15 protein-coding genes are annotated in these 14,785 nt (G+C 72.9%); 3 read left to right on the top strand and 12 right to left on the bottom strand.

Going from position 1 to position 14,785, the window contains the following annotated elements:
- Positions 1-36: 36 nt before the first annotated feature.
- From ACFU7Y_RS24435 to map, 5 genes are all read right to left on the bottom strand, one after another.
- Positions 37-2,343 (bottom strand): transglycosylase domain-containing protein, encoded by a 2,307-nt coding sequence (locus tag ACFU7Y_RS24435; protein WP_380769648.1) that lies wholly within the window; start codon positions 2,341-2,343, stop codon positions 37-39.
- Positions 2,344-2,513: 170 nt separating this feature from the next.
- The gene (locus ACFU7Y_RS24430) at positions 2,514-4,016 is read right to left on the bottom strand and encodes an alpha/beta hydrolase (protein WP_224282051.1); all 1,503 of its coding nucleotides are present in this window, start codon (positions 4,014-4,016) and stop codon (positions 2,514-2,516) included.
- Between the two features lie 157 nt (positions 4,017-4,173).
- Positions 4,174-4,599 (bottom strand): thioesterase family protein, encoded by a 426-nt coding sequence (locus tag ACFU7Y_RS24425; protein WP_224282050.1) that lies wholly within the window; start codon positions 4,597-4,599, stop codon positions 4,174-4,176.
- A 74-nt stretch (positions 4,600-4,673) separates the two neighbouring features.
- Positions 4,674-5,369, bottom strand: coding sequence for an HAD family hydrolase (locus ACFU7Y_RS24420; protein WP_224282049.1), 696 nt, complete (start codon positions 5,367-5,369; stop codon positions 4,674-4,676).
- A 47-nt stretch (positions 5,370-5,416) separates the two neighbouring features.
- Complete coding sequence (gene map, locus ACFU7Y_RS24415) at positions 5,417-6,184, bottom strand: type I methionyl aminopeptidase (protein ID WP_224282048.1); 768 nt, start codon at positions 6,182-6,184, stop codon at positions 5,417-5,419.
- Positions 6,185-6,282: 98 nt separating this feature from the next.
- Between map and ACFU7Y_RS24410 the strand changes: the two genes are divergently transcribed.
- Positions 6,283-6,552, top strand: coding sequence for a helix-turn-helix domain-containing protein (locus tag ACFU7Y_RS24410; RefSeq protein ID WP_224282047.1), 270 nt, complete (start codon positions 6,283-6,285; stop codon positions 6,550-6,552).
- 131 nt (positions 6,553-6,683) lie between these two features.
- Here ACFU7Y_RS24410 and ACFU7Y_RS24405 read toward each other — a convergent pair whose 3' ends face one another.
- From ACFU7Y_RS24405 to ACFU7Y_RS24395, 3 genes are read right to left on the bottom strand one after another with little or no spacing between them, the layout of a single operon-like run.
- Complete coding sequence (locus tag ACFU7Y_RS24405; RefSeq protein WP_380769647.1) at positions 6,684-8,084, bottom strand: ABC transporter substrate-binding protein; 1,401 nt, start codon at positions 8,082-8,084, stop codon at positions 6,684-6,686.
- A gap of 50 nt (positions 8,085-8,134) precedes the next feature.
- The gene (locus tag ACFU7Y_RS24400) at positions 8,135-9,037 is read right to left on the bottom strand and encodes a carbohydrate ABC transporter permease (protein WP_224282045.1); all 903 of its coding nucleotides are present in this window, start codon (positions 9,035-9,037) and stop codon (positions 8,135-8,137) included.
- Positions 9,034-9,969, bottom strand: a complete 936-nt coding sequence (locus tag ACFU7Y_RS24395) for a carbohydrate ABC transporter permease (RefSeq protein WP_224282044.1) — start codon at positions 9,967-9,969, stop codon at positions 9,034-9,036. The genes ACFU7Y_RS24400 and ACFU7Y_RS24395 overlap by 4 nt, the downstream gene beginning before the upstream one ends.
- A gap of 215 nt (positions 9,970-10,184) precedes the next feature.
- On the opposite strand from ACFU7Y_RS24395, the gene ACFU7Y_RS24390 reads away from it, so the two are divergent.
- The gene (locus ACFU7Y_RS24390) at positions 10,185-10,871 is read left to right on the top strand and encodes an SMI1/KNR4 family protein (RefSeq protein WP_380769646.1); all 687 of its coding nucleotides are present in this window, start codon (positions 10,185-10,187) and stop codon (positions 10,869-10,871) included.
- 12 nt (positions 10,872-10,883) lie between these two features.
- On the opposite strand, the gene ACFU7Y_RS24385 is transcribed toward ACFU7Y_RS24390, so the two are convergent.
- From ACFU7Y_RS24385 to ACFU7Y_RS24375, 3 genes are all read right to left on the bottom strand, one after another.
- On the bottom strand, positions 10,884-11,645 hold the full coding sequence (locus tag ACFU7Y_RS24385; RefSeq protein WP_224282043.1) for an SDR family NAD(P)-dependent oxidoreductase: 762 nt from the start codon (positions 11,643-11,645) through the stop codon (positions 10,884-10,886).
- Positions 11,645-13,051 (bottom strand): MFS transporter, encoded by a 1,407-nt coding sequence (locus ACFU7Y_RS24380; protein ID WP_380769645.1) that lies wholly within the window; start codon positions 13,049-13,051, stop codon positions 11,645-11,647. The genes ACFU7Y_RS24385 and ACFU7Y_RS24380 overlap by 1 nt, the downstream gene beginning before the upstream one ends.
- Before the next feature lie 78 nt (positions 13,052-13,129).
- Positions 13,130-13,708, bottom strand: coding sequence for a TetR/AcrR family transcriptional regulator (locus tag ACFU7Y_RS24375; protein WP_224281328.1), 579 nt, complete (start codon positions 13,706-13,708; stop codon positions 13,130-13,132).
- 151 nt (positions 13,709-13,859) lie between these two features.
- Here ACFU7Y_RS24375 and ACFU7Y_RS24370 point away from each other — a divergent pair, with 151 nt between their 5' ends.
- Complete coding sequence (locus ACFU7Y_RS24370) at positions 13,860-14,330, top strand: DoxX family protein (protein WP_224281327.1); 471 nt, start codon at positions 13,860-13,862, stop codon at positions 14,328-14,330.
- Here ACFU7Y_RS24370 and ACFU7Y_RS24365 read toward each other — a convergent pair.
- Complete coding sequence (locus tag ACFU7Y_RS24365; protein WP_224281326.1) at positions 14,319-14,630, bottom strand: MTH1187 family thiamine-binding protein; 312 nt, start codon at positions 14,628-14,630, stop codon at positions 14,319-14,321. The two genes, ACFU7Y_RS24370 and ACFU7Y_RS24365, sit on opposite strands and share 12 nt — an antisense overlap.
- Positions 14,631-14,785: the final 155 nt, after the last annotated feature.

The following is a 14,785-nucleotide window of genomic DNA, read 5'->3' as shown; positions in this document are numbered from 1 at the left end:
CCGCACGAGTGGCCGTACTCGTGCGGGGCCGGGCGGTCACTGGTCCCCGGGGTCGGTGGCGCCCGGCGGGACGGACGGCGCACTGCCGCCGGTCGGGCCGGTGCCGCGCGGCCTGCCGCCGTTGCCTGGGCCCCCGGTGGCGGGGGCGCCGGTGCAGGTGACCGAGCTCGGCGAGCCGCTCGCGGTGGTGCAGTTGGCGTCCCGCCGGGGCGGGTCCGGGATGCGGACGGTGGTGAAGGCCTTCTCCGGCATGTTCCGGACCGCGTCGCTCATCGCCTGCTGCCAGATCGGCCCGGGGCCGGTGGCGCCGAAGACCTCGGCCTGGTACTTGCCGCCGATCCGGATGTTGCGCATCGGCACCTTGGTGCCGGGGCTGCCCAGCCAGACCGAGCCCGCCAGGTTGCCCGTGTAGCCGGTGAACCAGGCCGACTTCTTCTCGTCCGTGGTCCCGGTCTTGCCGGCGATCTGGCGGCCGTCGTCCAGGCCGAGGTCCCGCGCGGTGCCGCCCTTCTCGGTCACCCCGAGCAGCACGCTGTTGATCACGTCGGCGGTGTCCTCGGACATCGCCGGGGTGCACCGGGCCGGGGGCACCGGGACGTCGGTGCCGTCCACGGTGGTGATCCGGTTGATCGCCAGCGGTGCGCAGTAGGTGCCCCGGGCGGCGAAGGTCGCGTACACGTTGGCCATGGTCAGCGGGCTGACCTCCTGGGTGCCGAGGCCGAGCGCGGGCAGCTCCTGGAGCGGCTGGCCGTTCGCCTTGCCCTCCACGCCCAGCTTGTTGGCCATCTGCTTGACGGCGCAGAGGCCGATCTCCTGCTCCATCTGCACGAAGTAGGTGTTCACGGAGAGCGCCATGGCCTGCTTGAGCTCGTACGGGCCGACCTCGGTCGGGCTCTCGTTGGGGATGCTCCCCTCCTTCTTGCCCTTGCTGAGGTTCTTCCAGGTGCCGTCGCAGGTCTTCATCGTCGGCCAGTCCATCCGGTTGGGCGAGTCGTACCGCTGGGTGGAGGACAGACCGGCCTCCAGGGCGGCGGCGGCCACGATCGGCTTGAAGTTGGAGCCGGGCTGGAAGCCGATGCCGCCGCCCATCGCCGCGTCCACGTTGTAGTTGACGACGGTCTCGTTCTTCTCCTTGGCCAGGCCGTACGGGCGGGTCTGCGCCATCGCCAGGATCTTGCCGCTGCCGGGCTCGACCATCGTCATCGCGGCCGAGACCGGGTCGGTGACGTACACCTTGGTGGAGACCGCGTTCTGTGCGGCGGCCTGCTTGTCCGGGTCCAGCGTGGTGTAGATGTTCAGACCGCCGGTGTCCCACAGCTTCTTGCGCTCGGCCGAGCTCTTGCCGAACGTCGGGTCCTGCTTGACCACGTGCCGCACGTAGTCGCAGAAGAACCCCATCCCGGCCTGGGCGGTGATGCAGCCGTTCCGCGGGTCCTTGTAGTTGAGGCCGAGCGGGGTGGCCTTCGCCTCCCTGGCCTGCTCCGCGGTGATGTGCTTGTTCTCCACCATCTTGTCGATGACGGTGTCGCGACGCTTCTGGGCGGCCACCGGGTGCAGCTTCGGGTCGTACTGGGACGGGTTCTGCACCAGCCCGGCGAGCATCGCCGCCTCGGGCAGGTTGAGGTCCTTGGCGTCCTTGCTGAAGTAGCGCTGGGAGGCGGCCTGGATGCCGTACGCCTGGTGGCCGTAGAAGGTGATGTTGAGGTAGTTGGTGAGGATCTGCTCCTTGGTCAGGTCCTCCTCCAGCTTGATGGCGTACCGGAGTTCCTGGATCTTGCGGCCGAGGGTCTTGCGCTGCGCCTCGCGCACCGCGTCCAGGTCGTCCCCGGCCTTCTCCACGTTGACGTTCTTCACGTACTGCTGGGTCAGGGTGGAGGCGCCCTGGACGGCGGCCCCGCTCTCCGCGTTCTTGGTGATCGCGCGGAGGATGCCCTTGAGGTCGACGGCGCCGTGCTCGTAGAAGCGGGCGTCCTCGATGTCGACCTGGGCGTGCCGCATGAACGGTGACATCTGGTCGGCGGGTATGACGGTGCGGTCGCGCTCGTAGACCTTGGCGATCAGGCCGCCCCTGGCGTCGAAGATCTGCGTCGCCTGGCTCAGCGGCGGGGTCCTGAAGTCGTCGGGGATGCTCTCGAAGCCCTCGGCGCCGCTCTTCGCCCCGAGTCCGACCGCCCCGGCCGCCGGGAGGATCAGGCCCGCCAGCAGTACACCGCCCAGCACGCTGGCGCCGAGGAAGGTGGCCGCGTGGCCCAGGATGCCGATCGGGGTCTCGCGGCGCCTCGGGCGCGGCACCCAGGTGTCGCCCGGGTCCGAGGCGGCGGGTATGCGGCTCTTCGGTGACATAGATCGAACATTACGGCCGCGAACAGGCCGTGGGGGACGGGTGTTGGCGAAGGATTGTCACAAAATCGCGACGGATTCGACTCATTCCCGAGGGTCGATCGGGCGTGCACGGCAGGACAAGGGCCGTTCGTCCACGGCCCGTTGCCCCGCCCGCACACCTCCCCGCCGGCTCAGCCGGCCGGGCAGAAGACGTCCCGGGCCGGGCGGCGGCCGGTGATCAGGTAGTCCGTCACCACCTCGTCGCCGCAGGCGTTCCCGTTGGCCCGGTACACGTCGTGGCCGCCCGAGTCCACCGTCACCATCCGGGCCCGGTCACCGAACGCCGCACGCAGCTTGAGCGCGCCGGCGTACGGAGTCGCGGGGTCGCGCAGGTTCTGGGTGAGCAGCACGTCGGCCGGGCCGCGGTCGGTGATCCGCACCGGCGGCTCGGCGGGCGCGAACGGCCAGAAGGCGCAGGGCATCACGTTCACCGGCATGCCGGCGGTGAGCGGACGGGCGGCGCGGTCGGCGGCAGCGGCCGCGGCGTAGCCGGCCGGGTCGGCGGGCCACCGGACGTCGTTGCAGAGGGTGCCGACCGAGACCGCGACGGTGTTCTGCACCGCCTGCTCCGGCGGTACCACCGGGGCGGGCAGCGGGCGACGGCCGAGACCCGCCAGCATCAGCCGGGCGAGGTCCGGGAACCGGGCGTCCGCGTACATGCTCTCCAGCAGGGTCTCGCGCAGCACGTTGCCGTTCAGCTCCGCCGGGTTGGCGCCCGGCCATGGCAGCGGGGCCCGGTCGAGGCGGGCGGCGAGGTCGAGGAAGAGCGGGCGGACCTCCGCGGGGGTGTCCGCGACCCGGTCGGGATTGTCCGGCGCGGACGCCCACGTCGCGAAGTCGGGGAAGCGGTCCTCGATGCCCCGGCCGTAGTTGTCCAGCCAGCCGCGCTCGACCCGCGACGGGTCCGGGTCGTCGTTGCTGTCCAGCACGATCCGGTCGGTCCGCTCCGGGAACATGGTGGCGTAGACGGCGCCCGCGTAGGTGCCGTACGAGACGCCCCAGGCGGAGAGGCGGCGCTCGCCGAGGGCGCGACGGATGCTGTCGATGTCGCGGGCCTCGTTGGCGGTGGAGATACTGCGCAGCACCGGGCCGCCGTTGCGGGCGCAGGTCTCGGCGACGCGGCGGGCGGTGGCCAGGTTCTCGTCGATCGAGCCGTCGGCGGCCGGCCAGGGGCGCAGCTTGACCATCGTCAGATCGGCGGTGTCCAGCCCGCAGCTGACCGGGGTGGAGCGGCCGACGCCCCGCGGGTCGAAGCCGACCACGTCGTAGCGGTCGCGGACGGACTGCGGCAGGCGCCCTGCCATGCCCTTGACGAGGTCGAGGCTGGAGCCGCCCGGTCCGCCGGGGACGGCCAGCAGGACGCCGCGGCGCAGGCCGGGCTCGGCGGCGGTGATCCGGGAGACGGCGAGGGTGATGCGGGTGCCGTTCGGGTCGGCGTAGTCCAGCGGGACGCTGACCTCGGCGCACCGTTGGGGGCTGTCGGCCGGGGCGCCCGGACAAGCGGTCCAGGCGAGGCCGCCCCTCCCGAGCGGCGCGGTGTCGGCGGCACCGGCGGGCAGGGCGCTCAGTGCGGTGACGGCGAGGGCGGCGGCCGCGGTGACCGCGGCGGTGATGGTGCGGGTGGGCTTCGACATGCCCAAGAGTCTGCTGCGGCAGGGGACTTGGGCCCATCCGGACAGCGGGCCGGTCGGGGGTGGGGAAATCCCCCGGGTGCCGGGACAGGGCGGAGGCCGCTTCCGGCTGCGGTCTCCGGCCTCGGAGGGTGGCGGTGGCGGCGGGGGGCCGGTTCGCTCAGAGGCCGAGCAGGCCCGGGTCGGTGGCCAGGGCGCGCAGCGGCTCGCGCGGGTCGGCGACCAGTCGGCGCTCCGTCAGGTCGAGGATGCCGCCGACGCCGGTGATCTCGGCGGCCAGCACGCCGTCCTCGCGGACCAGCCGCTGCACCACCTGGAAGGTCTTTCCGTCCCGCCAGGTGAACGAACAGCCGACCTCCACCGAGTCGCCCGCGCGCAGCTCCCGCAGGTACTTGACCGTGGTCTCCAGGACCACCGGGCCGACCCCCTCGGCGACCAGGTCCGCCTGGCGGATCCCGGCCGCCCGGAGGTACTCCCAGCGGGCGTGCTCGGCGTACTGGAGGTAGACCGCCTGGTTGAGGTGGCCCTGGGAGTCCGTCTCGTACCCGCGGACGGTGATGTGCGTGGTGAAGCCCTGATCGTTCATGCCCCGCACCGTACTCCGGGCCGCCGGGGCGCCACCTCGTGTCCTCCGTCACCCCGGCCGGACGGCCTCCCGGCTCACCCGGACAGGGTCTCCAGGAGCGGTACGAGGGCGTTCGGGCGCTGGTCGACGGGCAGGTGGTCGACGGGGTGGAAGCCGCAGCCGAGCGCGGTCGCGCCGCCGTCGCAGGTACGGTCGTCGCCGACCATCAGGACGTCGGCCGGGGCGAGGCCGAGCCGCTCGCAGGCGGTCTCGAAGATCGCCGGATCGGGCTTCTGGGCGCCCACCTCGCAGGACAGCACGTAGACGTCCACCAGCTCGTCCAGGCCGTGCGCACGGAAGATCGGACGCAGGTCCCAGCCGACGTTGCTCACCACCGCGACCGGCACGCCCCGGCGGCGCAGCTCGCGCAGCACGGGGACGGCGTCCGGGTACGGCCGCCAGCTCGCGGGCGCGATGTGGGTGTCGTAGAGGGCGTCCACGTCGAGGCCGGCGGGCGGCTCGGCGGCCCGGGTCAGTGCGGTGTACGCGGTGCGGTGCAGCTCGGGGGTCAGGTCCCGCGTGTCCCAGGCCTGTTGGACCTCCGGCGGGACGCGGCGCGGCGCCACGCCGCCAGGCAGGGCGCCGAACTCCTCCAGCCGGGCCACCAGTTCGGCCTCCTCCCGGGCGGGCAGGTCGAGGCCGGTGGCGGCGACGTGGGCCGCCAGCCACTCGGCGGTGGAGACGACCCTGAAGAGGGTGCCGGAGAAGTCGAACATCACGCCTTTGATCATGCCCGAGAGCGTAGCCGCGCCCCGTCACTCGTGGCCGGCCTTTCGGATCAGGGCAGGGTGAGGACGCGCGGGCCGTCCTCGGTGACGGCGACGGTGTGTTCGACGTGGGCCGCCCGGCTGCCGTCGACGGTGCGCAGGGTCCAGCCGTCCGGATCGGTGCGGTGGTCGTCACGGCCGCCGGCCAGCAGCATCGGCTCGATCGCCAGCACCAGGCCTGGGCGCAGCGGGTAACCCCGGCCCGGGCGGCCCTCGTTGGGCACGTGGGGGTCCTCGTGCATCCGGCGGCCGATGCCGTGCCCGCCGTAGCCGTCCAGCATGCCGTACCGGCCGGAGCGGGCGACGGTGCCGATGGCGTGGGCGATGTCCCCGATCCGGTTGCCGACCACGGCGGCGGCGATGCCCGCTTCCAGGGCGCGCCGGGTGGTCTCGATCAGGGCGGTGTCCTCGGGGCGTGCGGTGCCGACGGTGAAGCTGACCGCCGAGTCCCCGGCCCAGCCGTCCAGGACGGCACCGCAGTCGATGCTCACCAGGTCGCCGTCGCGCAGCCGGTAGCCGTCCGGGATGCCGTGCACCACGGCGTCGTTCACCGACGCGCAGATGACCGCCGGGAACGGGACGGGCGCGAAGGACGGGCGGTAGCCGAGGAAGGGCGAGGCGGCCCCGGCCGCCTTGAGCACGCCCCGCGCCACCTCGTCCAGTTCCAGCAGGCTCACCCCGACCGCCGCCTGCGCCCGGACGGCCGCCAGCGCGTCCGCCACCACCCGCCCGGCCTCGCGCATCGCGGCCAGCCCGGCGTCCGTCTTGAGTTCGACCATGGTGCATCTCTCCCCTGGGTCCAATTCTTATACCGGTATTTGTATCACGGTCGCGGGTGTGGACCGCCCCGGCGGCGTCAGGGCCTAGACTCGTCGGCATGGTGAGGACTCCGCTGACCCCGTGGGAGCGCGAGCGCGGCGAACGCTTCGGGGCGCTGCTGCGCGAGGCGCGCGGCGAGCGCAGCATGGTCGAGGTGGCGGCGGTGGCCGGCGTCTCGGCGGAGACGCTGCGGAAGATCGAGACGGGCCGCGCGCCCACGCCGTCCTTCTTCACCATCGCGGCACTGGCTTTCGCGCTCGACCTGTCACTGGACGAACTGGCGGCCGCGTGCGCGCCCTCGGAGAACGGCGAGGCGCTCTCCGCCTAGCTCCCGCCCGGCTCCGTCGCTTCCTCTTCTCCGAGGCGGACACCTCGTTGGACCTCCCTCGACGACGGCGGCCCGCCCTGCGCTCGGTGCGCGGGGCGGGCCGTCGTCGTGGTGCCGCTCGGCGGCGCGGTTCAGCCGACCGAGCTGTTGTAGCTCTCGATCGCCGGCTGGAGCTCCTTCGCCGCGTCGGCCAGGGCCTGCTGGGCCGGCTTGGTGCCCGCGATGGTCTGCTCGATCGCGGTCTCCACGCCCTTGCGGGCCTGCGGCATCACGCCGAGCAGGCAGCCGGCCGTGGCCGGGGTCGGCTTGGTGGCCTTCAGCTGGTCGATCGCGGTCTGGAACTGCGGGTACTTGGCCACCCACTCCTTGTCCTTGGGGTCGTCCAGGGACTTCTTGTTGACCGGGAAGTAGCCGGTGCCGGTGTGCCAGACGGCCTGCTGCTCGGGGGCGGAGACGAACTTCTCGAACTCCCAGGCGGCGCGCTTCTCGGCGTCCGAGTGGCCGGGGCCGCTGATCCACAGCGAGGCACCGCCGATCACCGGGCCGCCCTGGTCGGTGGCGGCCGCCTTCGGGAAGGCCGCGGTGCCGACGCCGAACTTCGCCGCCTCGGTGTAGCCGCGCAGCACACCGGTGGACTCCAGGTGCATCGCGACCGTCCCGGCCTTGAACGCGGCCTGGGCGTCGTCGGTGGTGCGGCCGGTGTTGGCCGCGTAGCCGCCCTTGACCAGGTCGGCCCACCACTGGACGATCTGGGCGCCCTGGGCGGAGTCGAAGACGACCTTGCCGGCCTTGTTGCTGCGGCCGTTGTCGTTGTCGCAGTACATGGAGCCGGACTCGGCCAGCAGCTGCTCGACGAACCAGCCGTAGATGGCGGCGCCGAAGCCGTACCGGACGGTCTTGCCGTCGGCGTCCTTCTTGGTCAGCTTCTTGGCCAGCTCGCCCAGCTCGTTGAGGTCCTTGGGCGCCTGGGCCGGGTCGAGGCCGGCCTCCTTGAAGGCGTCGGTGTTCAGGTAGAGCAGCGGCATCGAGGAGTTGAACGGCATCGACTGGAGCTTGCCGCCGACCGAGTAGTAGTTGCGGATGTTGGCGTCCAGGTCGTCCAGCGCGTAGCCGTCCTTGTCGGCGAAGGCCTGGGCCGGGATGGTCTGCTTGGAGTCGATCATGAACCGGGTGCCGATGTCGTAGACCTGCGCCAGGGCGGGGGTGCCCTTCTGCTGCACCGCGGCCTTGTACTTGGTGACCAGTTCGTCGTACTTGCCCTGGAACTGCGCCTTGACCTCGATCTTGCCCTGGTGGGCGGCGTTGAACTGGCTGACCAGCCCGTTCAGCACCTCGGCGTTCTTGCCGGTCATCGAGTGCCAGAACTCGACGGTGGTGACACCGGAGGCCTGGTCGAGCGCCTGGGCGCCGGGCGCGCCGGTGTCGGAGGAGCCGCCGGAGCCGGAACCGGAACCGGAACCACTGGAGCTGCAGGCGGTCAGGGACAGGCCGGCCACCAGCAGGGCCGCGAGCGCGCGCACACTCTTCTTCACGAGGGTTCTCTCTCTATCCGGGAAAGCCACGAACGTGGACGGGAAGCAGGTCAGCGGACCGCGCCCGCGGTGAGGCCGCGGACGATGAAGCGCTGGCCGAAGACCACCAGGGCGAGGGTGGGCAGCAGGGAGAGCACGACGCCGGCCAGGATCAGCCCGGGGTCGGCCATTTCGGAGTCGCGCAGCGAGGTCAGACCGATCTGGAGGGTCTGCATGTTCGCCGTGCGGGTGATGATCAGCGGCCAGAAGTACTGGTTCCAGGCCGACAGGAAGACGTAGATCGACAGCGCCGCGAGGGCCGGCTTGTTGAGCGGGACGACGATCCGCCACAGGAAGCGCCAGTGGCCGGCCCCGTCGATCCGGGCGGCGTCGCGCAGTTCGCCGGGCAGCTGGCGGAAGGCCTGGCGCAGCATGAAGGTGCCGAAGCCGGAGGCCAGGAAGGGCAGCACCAGGCCGAAGTAGGTGTTGCCGAGCCCCCAGTCGGACAGCGTCAGGTAGTTGGGGATGATGATGGCCTCCCACGGGACCATCAGCGTGGCCAGGAACACCCCGAACACCACGGCCCGCGCCTTCATCGGCAGGAAGACGAAGGCGTACGCGGCGAGGACGGAGGTGAACAGCTGGGCGAGGGTGATGACGGTCGCCACGATCGCCGAGTTGGCGTACTGGCGGGCCAGCGGGATGGCGTCCACGGCGCCGGAGAAGTTCCGTCCGGTGACCGAGTGCGGCACCAGGGCCGGCGGGTAGGAGGAGAGTTCGGACGGGCCCATGAAGGCGCCGGCGATCGCGTAGTAGACCGGGAAGGCCACGGTGACGACGGCGACGGCGAGCAGCAGGTAGACGGCGGCGCGGCCGAGCAGGTCGCGCGGGGAGCGCCCGGCGAGGGCACGGGCACGGGCGCGCGGGCGGGGCGCCTCGGCCTCCGTCCCGGCCTCGGTGGTCAGTGTGGTCATGCGTAGTGCACCTTCCGCTCCAGGACGCCGAACTGGACGGCCGTACAGGCGAGGACGACCACGAGCAGCACCACAGCCTGGGCGCTCGCGGTGCCGAAGTCACTGGAGCCGTACGCGAAGGCCTTCTCGTAGACGGAGTAGACGAGGGTCCGGGTGGAACCGTCCGGCCCGCCCTTGGTGAGGATGTGGATCTGGCCGAAGCTCTGGAGCGCGTGGACGGTGGAGACCACGGTCAGGAAGAACAGGTTCGGGCCGAGCATCGGGATGGTGATCGAGCGGGCCAGCCGCAGGCCGCAGGCGCCGTCGATGCGGGCCGCCTCGACGACCTCGCCCGGGATCGAGCCGATGCCCGCGGAGAGCACCAGCACGTTGTAGCCGAGGTTCATCCACACCGTGGTGACGGCCACCGAGACCAGCGCGTACCGGGAGTCGGTCAGCCAGCCGATCGGGCCGAGGCCGACGTGCGAGAGCAGGCCGTTGAGCACCCCGCTGGCGGGGTTGAAGAACACCGCGAAGACCACCGAGGCGCTGGCCACCGAGAACGCGAAGGGCAGCGCGAAGGCCGAGCGCAGCAGTCGCACGCCCCGGATCCGGTTCTCCAGGAGCAGCACCAGCACCAGCGCGCCGAGCACCCCGGGCACCACGGTGAGCAGCGTGAACAGCGCCGTGGTCAGCAGGGTGCGGCCGAAGTCGGCCGAGGCGAACAGGTCGGTGTAGTGCTTCGTCCCCACGTAGCGGGAGGGCGCGCCGAAGAGGTCGTTGGCGTGTCCGCTCAGGTAGATCGTCCGCCACAGCGGGTAGCCGATGAAGAGGACGAAGACCACCAGGGAGGGCAGCAGGAAGGCCCAGGCGAGCCCGTGTTCGCCCCAGCGCCCTCGCCGATGTGGTCGTGGGCGGCCCGGGAGGGGCCCGGTGTGCGGTGCGGTCGGCATCGTTCGCGCGTCCGCCTTTCGTGATGTCGGTTCCGGCCGAAACCGTGTCTTGCCCGAACGACGGCGCGGAAACCCCGTGGTGATCAACGGGTGTCGCCGGGATTACGCGTTCGCGTCAGATCCGGCCGGTCGTGCGCGGAGGGGCGGCGAACGGGCGGCGGACGGGCAGTTGAGCGGTTCACCGCGCTGTCGGAGGGGTGGCGTACGGTGCGCTGGTGGACGAAACGGAATTCGACATCCCGGCCGCAATGGCCGAAAGTGTGCGCTCCCGCGCGGGTGCCTGGGCGCTCGTCACGGGCTTCGCCGCGTACTGGGGCGAGCCCCTGGTGCCCGGCGACGGCTTCACGGACGCGGAGCTGGACGCCGCCGAGCGGCGGCTGGGCCTGCGGCTGCCGGCGGCGCTGCGCGAGGCGTACCGGCTGTTCGGCCGCCGGGCTGACCTGACCAGCAGTCATGACGTGCTGCTGACACCGGACGAGCTGCACGTGCTGGACGGCGCGCTGGTGTACCGGGCGGAGAACCAGGGCTGCGCGCACTGGGGTGTGCCGCTGGACGAGCTCGGCCGGGAGGACCCGCCGACGGTGGTGCGGCCGGACCTGGCGGACAAGTCACAGGAGCGGTGGGAGCCCTGGGAGGAGCGCTTCTCGACGGCGGCCGCAGCGATGGCGCTGATGGAGAAGCTGCTGGAGGACCACGAGCTGAGCGACGTCCTGGAATCAGGCGACGAGCTTCCGGACGGCTTCCGGGAGTTGCCCGCGCTCGGCCGCGACTTCCGCTGGTACCAGGCACCGGACGTGCTGGTCGGGGCGGCGGGGGACGCCTGGGTGGTGGCCCGGGCACGCACCCCGGAAGCGCTGGAGGCGCTCTACGAGGCGGTGCCCGGGCCGCGGTCGGGCGGGTAGACCCGCCTGCGGTCAGGCGGAGGAGCCGCCGTCCAGCACGAGGTCGCTGCCGACGGTGTAGCCCGCCTCCGGCGAGGCCAGGTACAGCACCGCGGCGGCCACCTCCTCCGTCGCGCCGGACCGGCCGACCGGGACCTCGGCCTTCATCCGCTCGGCCTTCGCCTCGGCGTCCTCGCCCGGCCGGGAGGACATCGGGGTGTCCACCGCGCCGGGGCTGACGGTGTTGATCCGCACGCCCTCGGCGATGTGGTCGAGGGCGGCGGCCCGGGTCAGCGCGGTGACCGCGGCCTTGCTGGCGGCGTAGGCGCCGACGCCCGCGATCCGCTTGTGGGCGCCGAGGTTGGACGAGACGTTGACGATCGCGCCGCCGCCGTGGGCCCGCATGTGGGCGATCTGCTGCTGCATGGCGAGCAGGGTGCCGGTGACGTTGACGCCGATCACCCGCTGCCACTCGGCCTCGTCGATCTCGGCGACCGGACCGGCGGCGCCGAACACTCCGGCGTTGTTGACGGCGACGTCCAGGGCGCCGAACCGCTCGATGGTCTCCCGGACCAGCCGGGCGGCGTCCTGGGCGTTCGTCACGTCGCCGGTCAGCGCGACCGCCTTGCCGCCGGCCTGCTCGATCAGTTCGACGGTCTCGGCGAGCGGGCCGGCGCCGCGCCCGGCGACCGCGACCCTGGCGCCCTCGCGGGCGAAGGCGAGCGCGATGGCCCGGCCGATGCCGCTGCCACCGCCGGTGACCAGGACGGACTTGTCGGCGAAACGCGTGCTCATCAGGTGAACTCCTTGATTCGGATGGTGCGTTCGGGTGCGGTTGGGGTGGTCCGGGGCAGGGCGGCGACCGCCACGGCGGTGAGCGCCAGCCCGGCGGCGGCTGCCGCGAAGGCCGCGGCGTAGCCGCCGACGACGCTCGGGCGGGTGGCGGCGAGCGCCATCAGGGCGGCCAGTCCGGCCGTGGGGCCGAGTTCCATGGCGGTGTTGAACACTCCTGCGGCCAGCCCGGTGCGCTCGGGCGGCACCCCGCCGGTGGCGAGCACGGCCGCACCGGCGAAGGCCGCGGCGGCGCCGGCGGGCAGCAGGAGCAGTCCGGGCAGCAGGCCGGGGGCGTACTCGCTGCCGGGGGCGAGCCCGGACAGCAGGCCGAGTCCGGCGGCCGCCACGGCGAGGCCGCCGGCGGTGACGACCACGGGCCCGTACCGGACCGTCAGCGGGCCGGCCAGCCGGCCGGAGAGCAGCAGGACGGCCGCGTACGGCAGGAAGGCGGCGGAGGTGGCCGCGGCGCTCCAGCCGCGCAGCTGCTGGAGGTAGAGCGAGAGCAGGACGAAGGTGAGTGCGGTGCCGGCGGCGGTGGCCATGACGGCGGCAAGCGCGGTGGCGCGGCGCCGGTCGGCGAGGAAGCCGGGCGGCAGCAGCGGGTCGGCGGTGCGGCGTTCGGCGGCGGCGAAGGCGGTCAGCAGGGCGAGCCCGGCGGCCAGCGGGCCGTACGTCCCGGGGCTGCGCCAGCCGTGCTCGGCGGAGGCCACCAGGGCGTAACTCGCCGCACAGATCCCGGCGGTGGCGAGCGCGGCGCCGCGAAGGTCCAGGGCGGGTCCTTGTCCTGGACCGCGGCCGACGGGGGCGGCGGTGGGCAGGGCGGCGGAACGGGCCAGGCCGACCAGGGCGACCAGCACGGGCACCGCGAACAGCCAGCGCCAGGAGACCGCGGCGGCGACCGCGCCCGAGGCCACGCTGCCGACGGTGGCGCCGAGCACGGAGAGTCCGCCCCAGGTGGCCATCGCCCGGCGGTAGGCGGCGGGTTCGGGGTGCAGCACCCGGACCACCGCGACGGCCGCCGGGGCGGTGAGGGCGGCGCCGGCACCCTGGACGAAGCGGCTCGCCAGCAGGACGGGGTAGCCGGGCGCGAGGGCGCAGGCGAGAGAGGCGGCGGCGAGCAGCACCAGGCCCGTCCGGAGCACCGGGCGCCCGCCGTGACGGTCCGTCAACCGGCCTCCGAGCAACAGTAAGGAGCTGAAGGAGAGCCCGTAGGCGGCGCTGAGCAGCAGCACCCCGGACGGGCCGAGAGTGAACTCCCGTGCCACCAGGGGCAGCGGCACGGTCAGGATCGTGATCGTGAAGATCAGCACCGCCTGGACGACGCCGAGCAGCGCGAAGCCGTACCGGCCGGTAGTGATGACGGCCATGTAAAACCCTCCCCCCTATAAAGACCGTTCGATCCAGAATGGACCCAGCGGGAGACGCCGGCCCGAGCGGACCGGGCGTCAGTCCAGCAGCGCCAGCGCCTGCTCGGCGGCGTCCCGCACCCGGGTCGCGTCGTCGGCGGCCTTGCCCACCACCCGGATGCCCTGGAGCAGCACCACCAGCATCCGGGCGAGCGCCCGCGGGTCCCGCCCGGCGGGCAGCTCGCCCTGCGCGGCGGCCCGCACCAGGGCGGCGGTGAGCAGCGTCTCCAGGCGGTCGAGGCTCGCCTCCACCCGACGGGACGCGTCCGGGTCGTGCGGGGCCAGCTCCACCGCCGTGTTGGTGACGAAGCAGCCGCGCAGGCGCTCCCGCTCGCCCGTCGCGGCGTACTGGCGGACCAGCGCCCGGACCGCCGGCAGCGCAGGGCCCGGCTGGGACAGATCGAGCAGCCGCGCCGAGTCGCTCTGCTCGCAGTAGCGCTCCAGCGCCCGCAGGTACAGCTCGCGCTTGCTGCCGAAGGTCGCGTAGATGCTGGCCCGGGCGATGCCGAGCCGCTCGACCAGGTCGGCCATCGAGGTGGCCTCGTAGCCGCGCTGCCAGAACAGCTCCAGGGCCGCCTGCAGCGCCGCGTCCGGGTCGAATTCCTTCGTTCGCGCCATGGGGGAACGGTAGCCCTTTCTGGATCGATCGGTCAAGAAAGGGCGATCAATGGTCCAGACCTGACTCCTGACGGAGCATTGCCAAGTGGACTAGACCATGGCTACCCTTACCGCTCCCATCCACCTCCTCCCCCCACAGGAGGCGTTCCGCATGCCCGCACACCGCCCCAACCACCCCCGCCAGACCGCCGAAGCCGTCAGACCCATCGTGCTGACGGCGTTCCGGATCGTCGTCGGCCTGCTCTTCGCCTGCCACGGCGCCGCCTCGCTGTTCGGCGTGCTCGGCGGCGCCAAGGGCGGTGGCACCGTCCCGCTCGGCCAGTGGCCCGGCTGGTGGGCCGCGCTGATCCAGCTGGTCGGCGGCACCCTGGTGCTGCTCGGCGCCGGCACCAGGGTGGCCGCCCTGCTCTGCTCCGGCTCGATGGCCTACGCCTACTTCACCGTCCACCAGGAGCACGCGCTGCTGCCCCTGCAGAACGGGGGCGAGCCCTCGGTGATGTTCTGCTGGGCCTTCCTGGCCATCGCGGCACTCGGCTCCGGCCCGTACGCCCTGGACCGCCTGTTCGCCCGCCGGCCCCTGGCCACGGCCGAGCCGGCGGTTCGGCCGACGTCAACGGTCTGACGGACCGTCCGCGGCCAGGTGGCGCTCGACCGAGGCGACCTTGGCGGTGAGGCCGTCGGTGACCCCGGCCCGGTCGTCGATCTTGATGACCGTGCTCACCCGGTTGCCGTACGCCTTCACCGCCTCGATCGCCGCCCTGATCACCGGCATCACCTCGTCCCACTCCCCCTCGATGCTGGTGAACATCGCGTCCGTGCGGTTGGGCAGACCACTCTCCCGCACCACCCGGACGGCGGCGGCCACCGCCTCCCCCACGTCCTCGCCGATCCCCAGCGGGGTCACCGAAAAGGCTGCGATCACGGCTCTGCGCTCCTTGTGGTCGACGGCACGGTCGTGGGGGGGGGGGGGGCCGCGGCCCCCCCCCCCGCAACCGCACCGCCCCCACACCCCCCCCCCCGCGACCCCCCCCCCCCCCCGGGGGGGGGCCCGGCGGGGGGGGGGGCCCGGCACCCCCG

The organism is Kitasatospora sp. NPDC057542 (assembly GCF_042801945.1).
Taxonomy (GTDB): Bacteria; Actinomycetota; Actinomycetes; order Streptomycetales; family Streptomycetaceae; genus Kitasatospora.
Note: the sequence above shows the minus strand (reverse complement) of the source record. Positions and strands in the feature narration are given on the sequence as shown.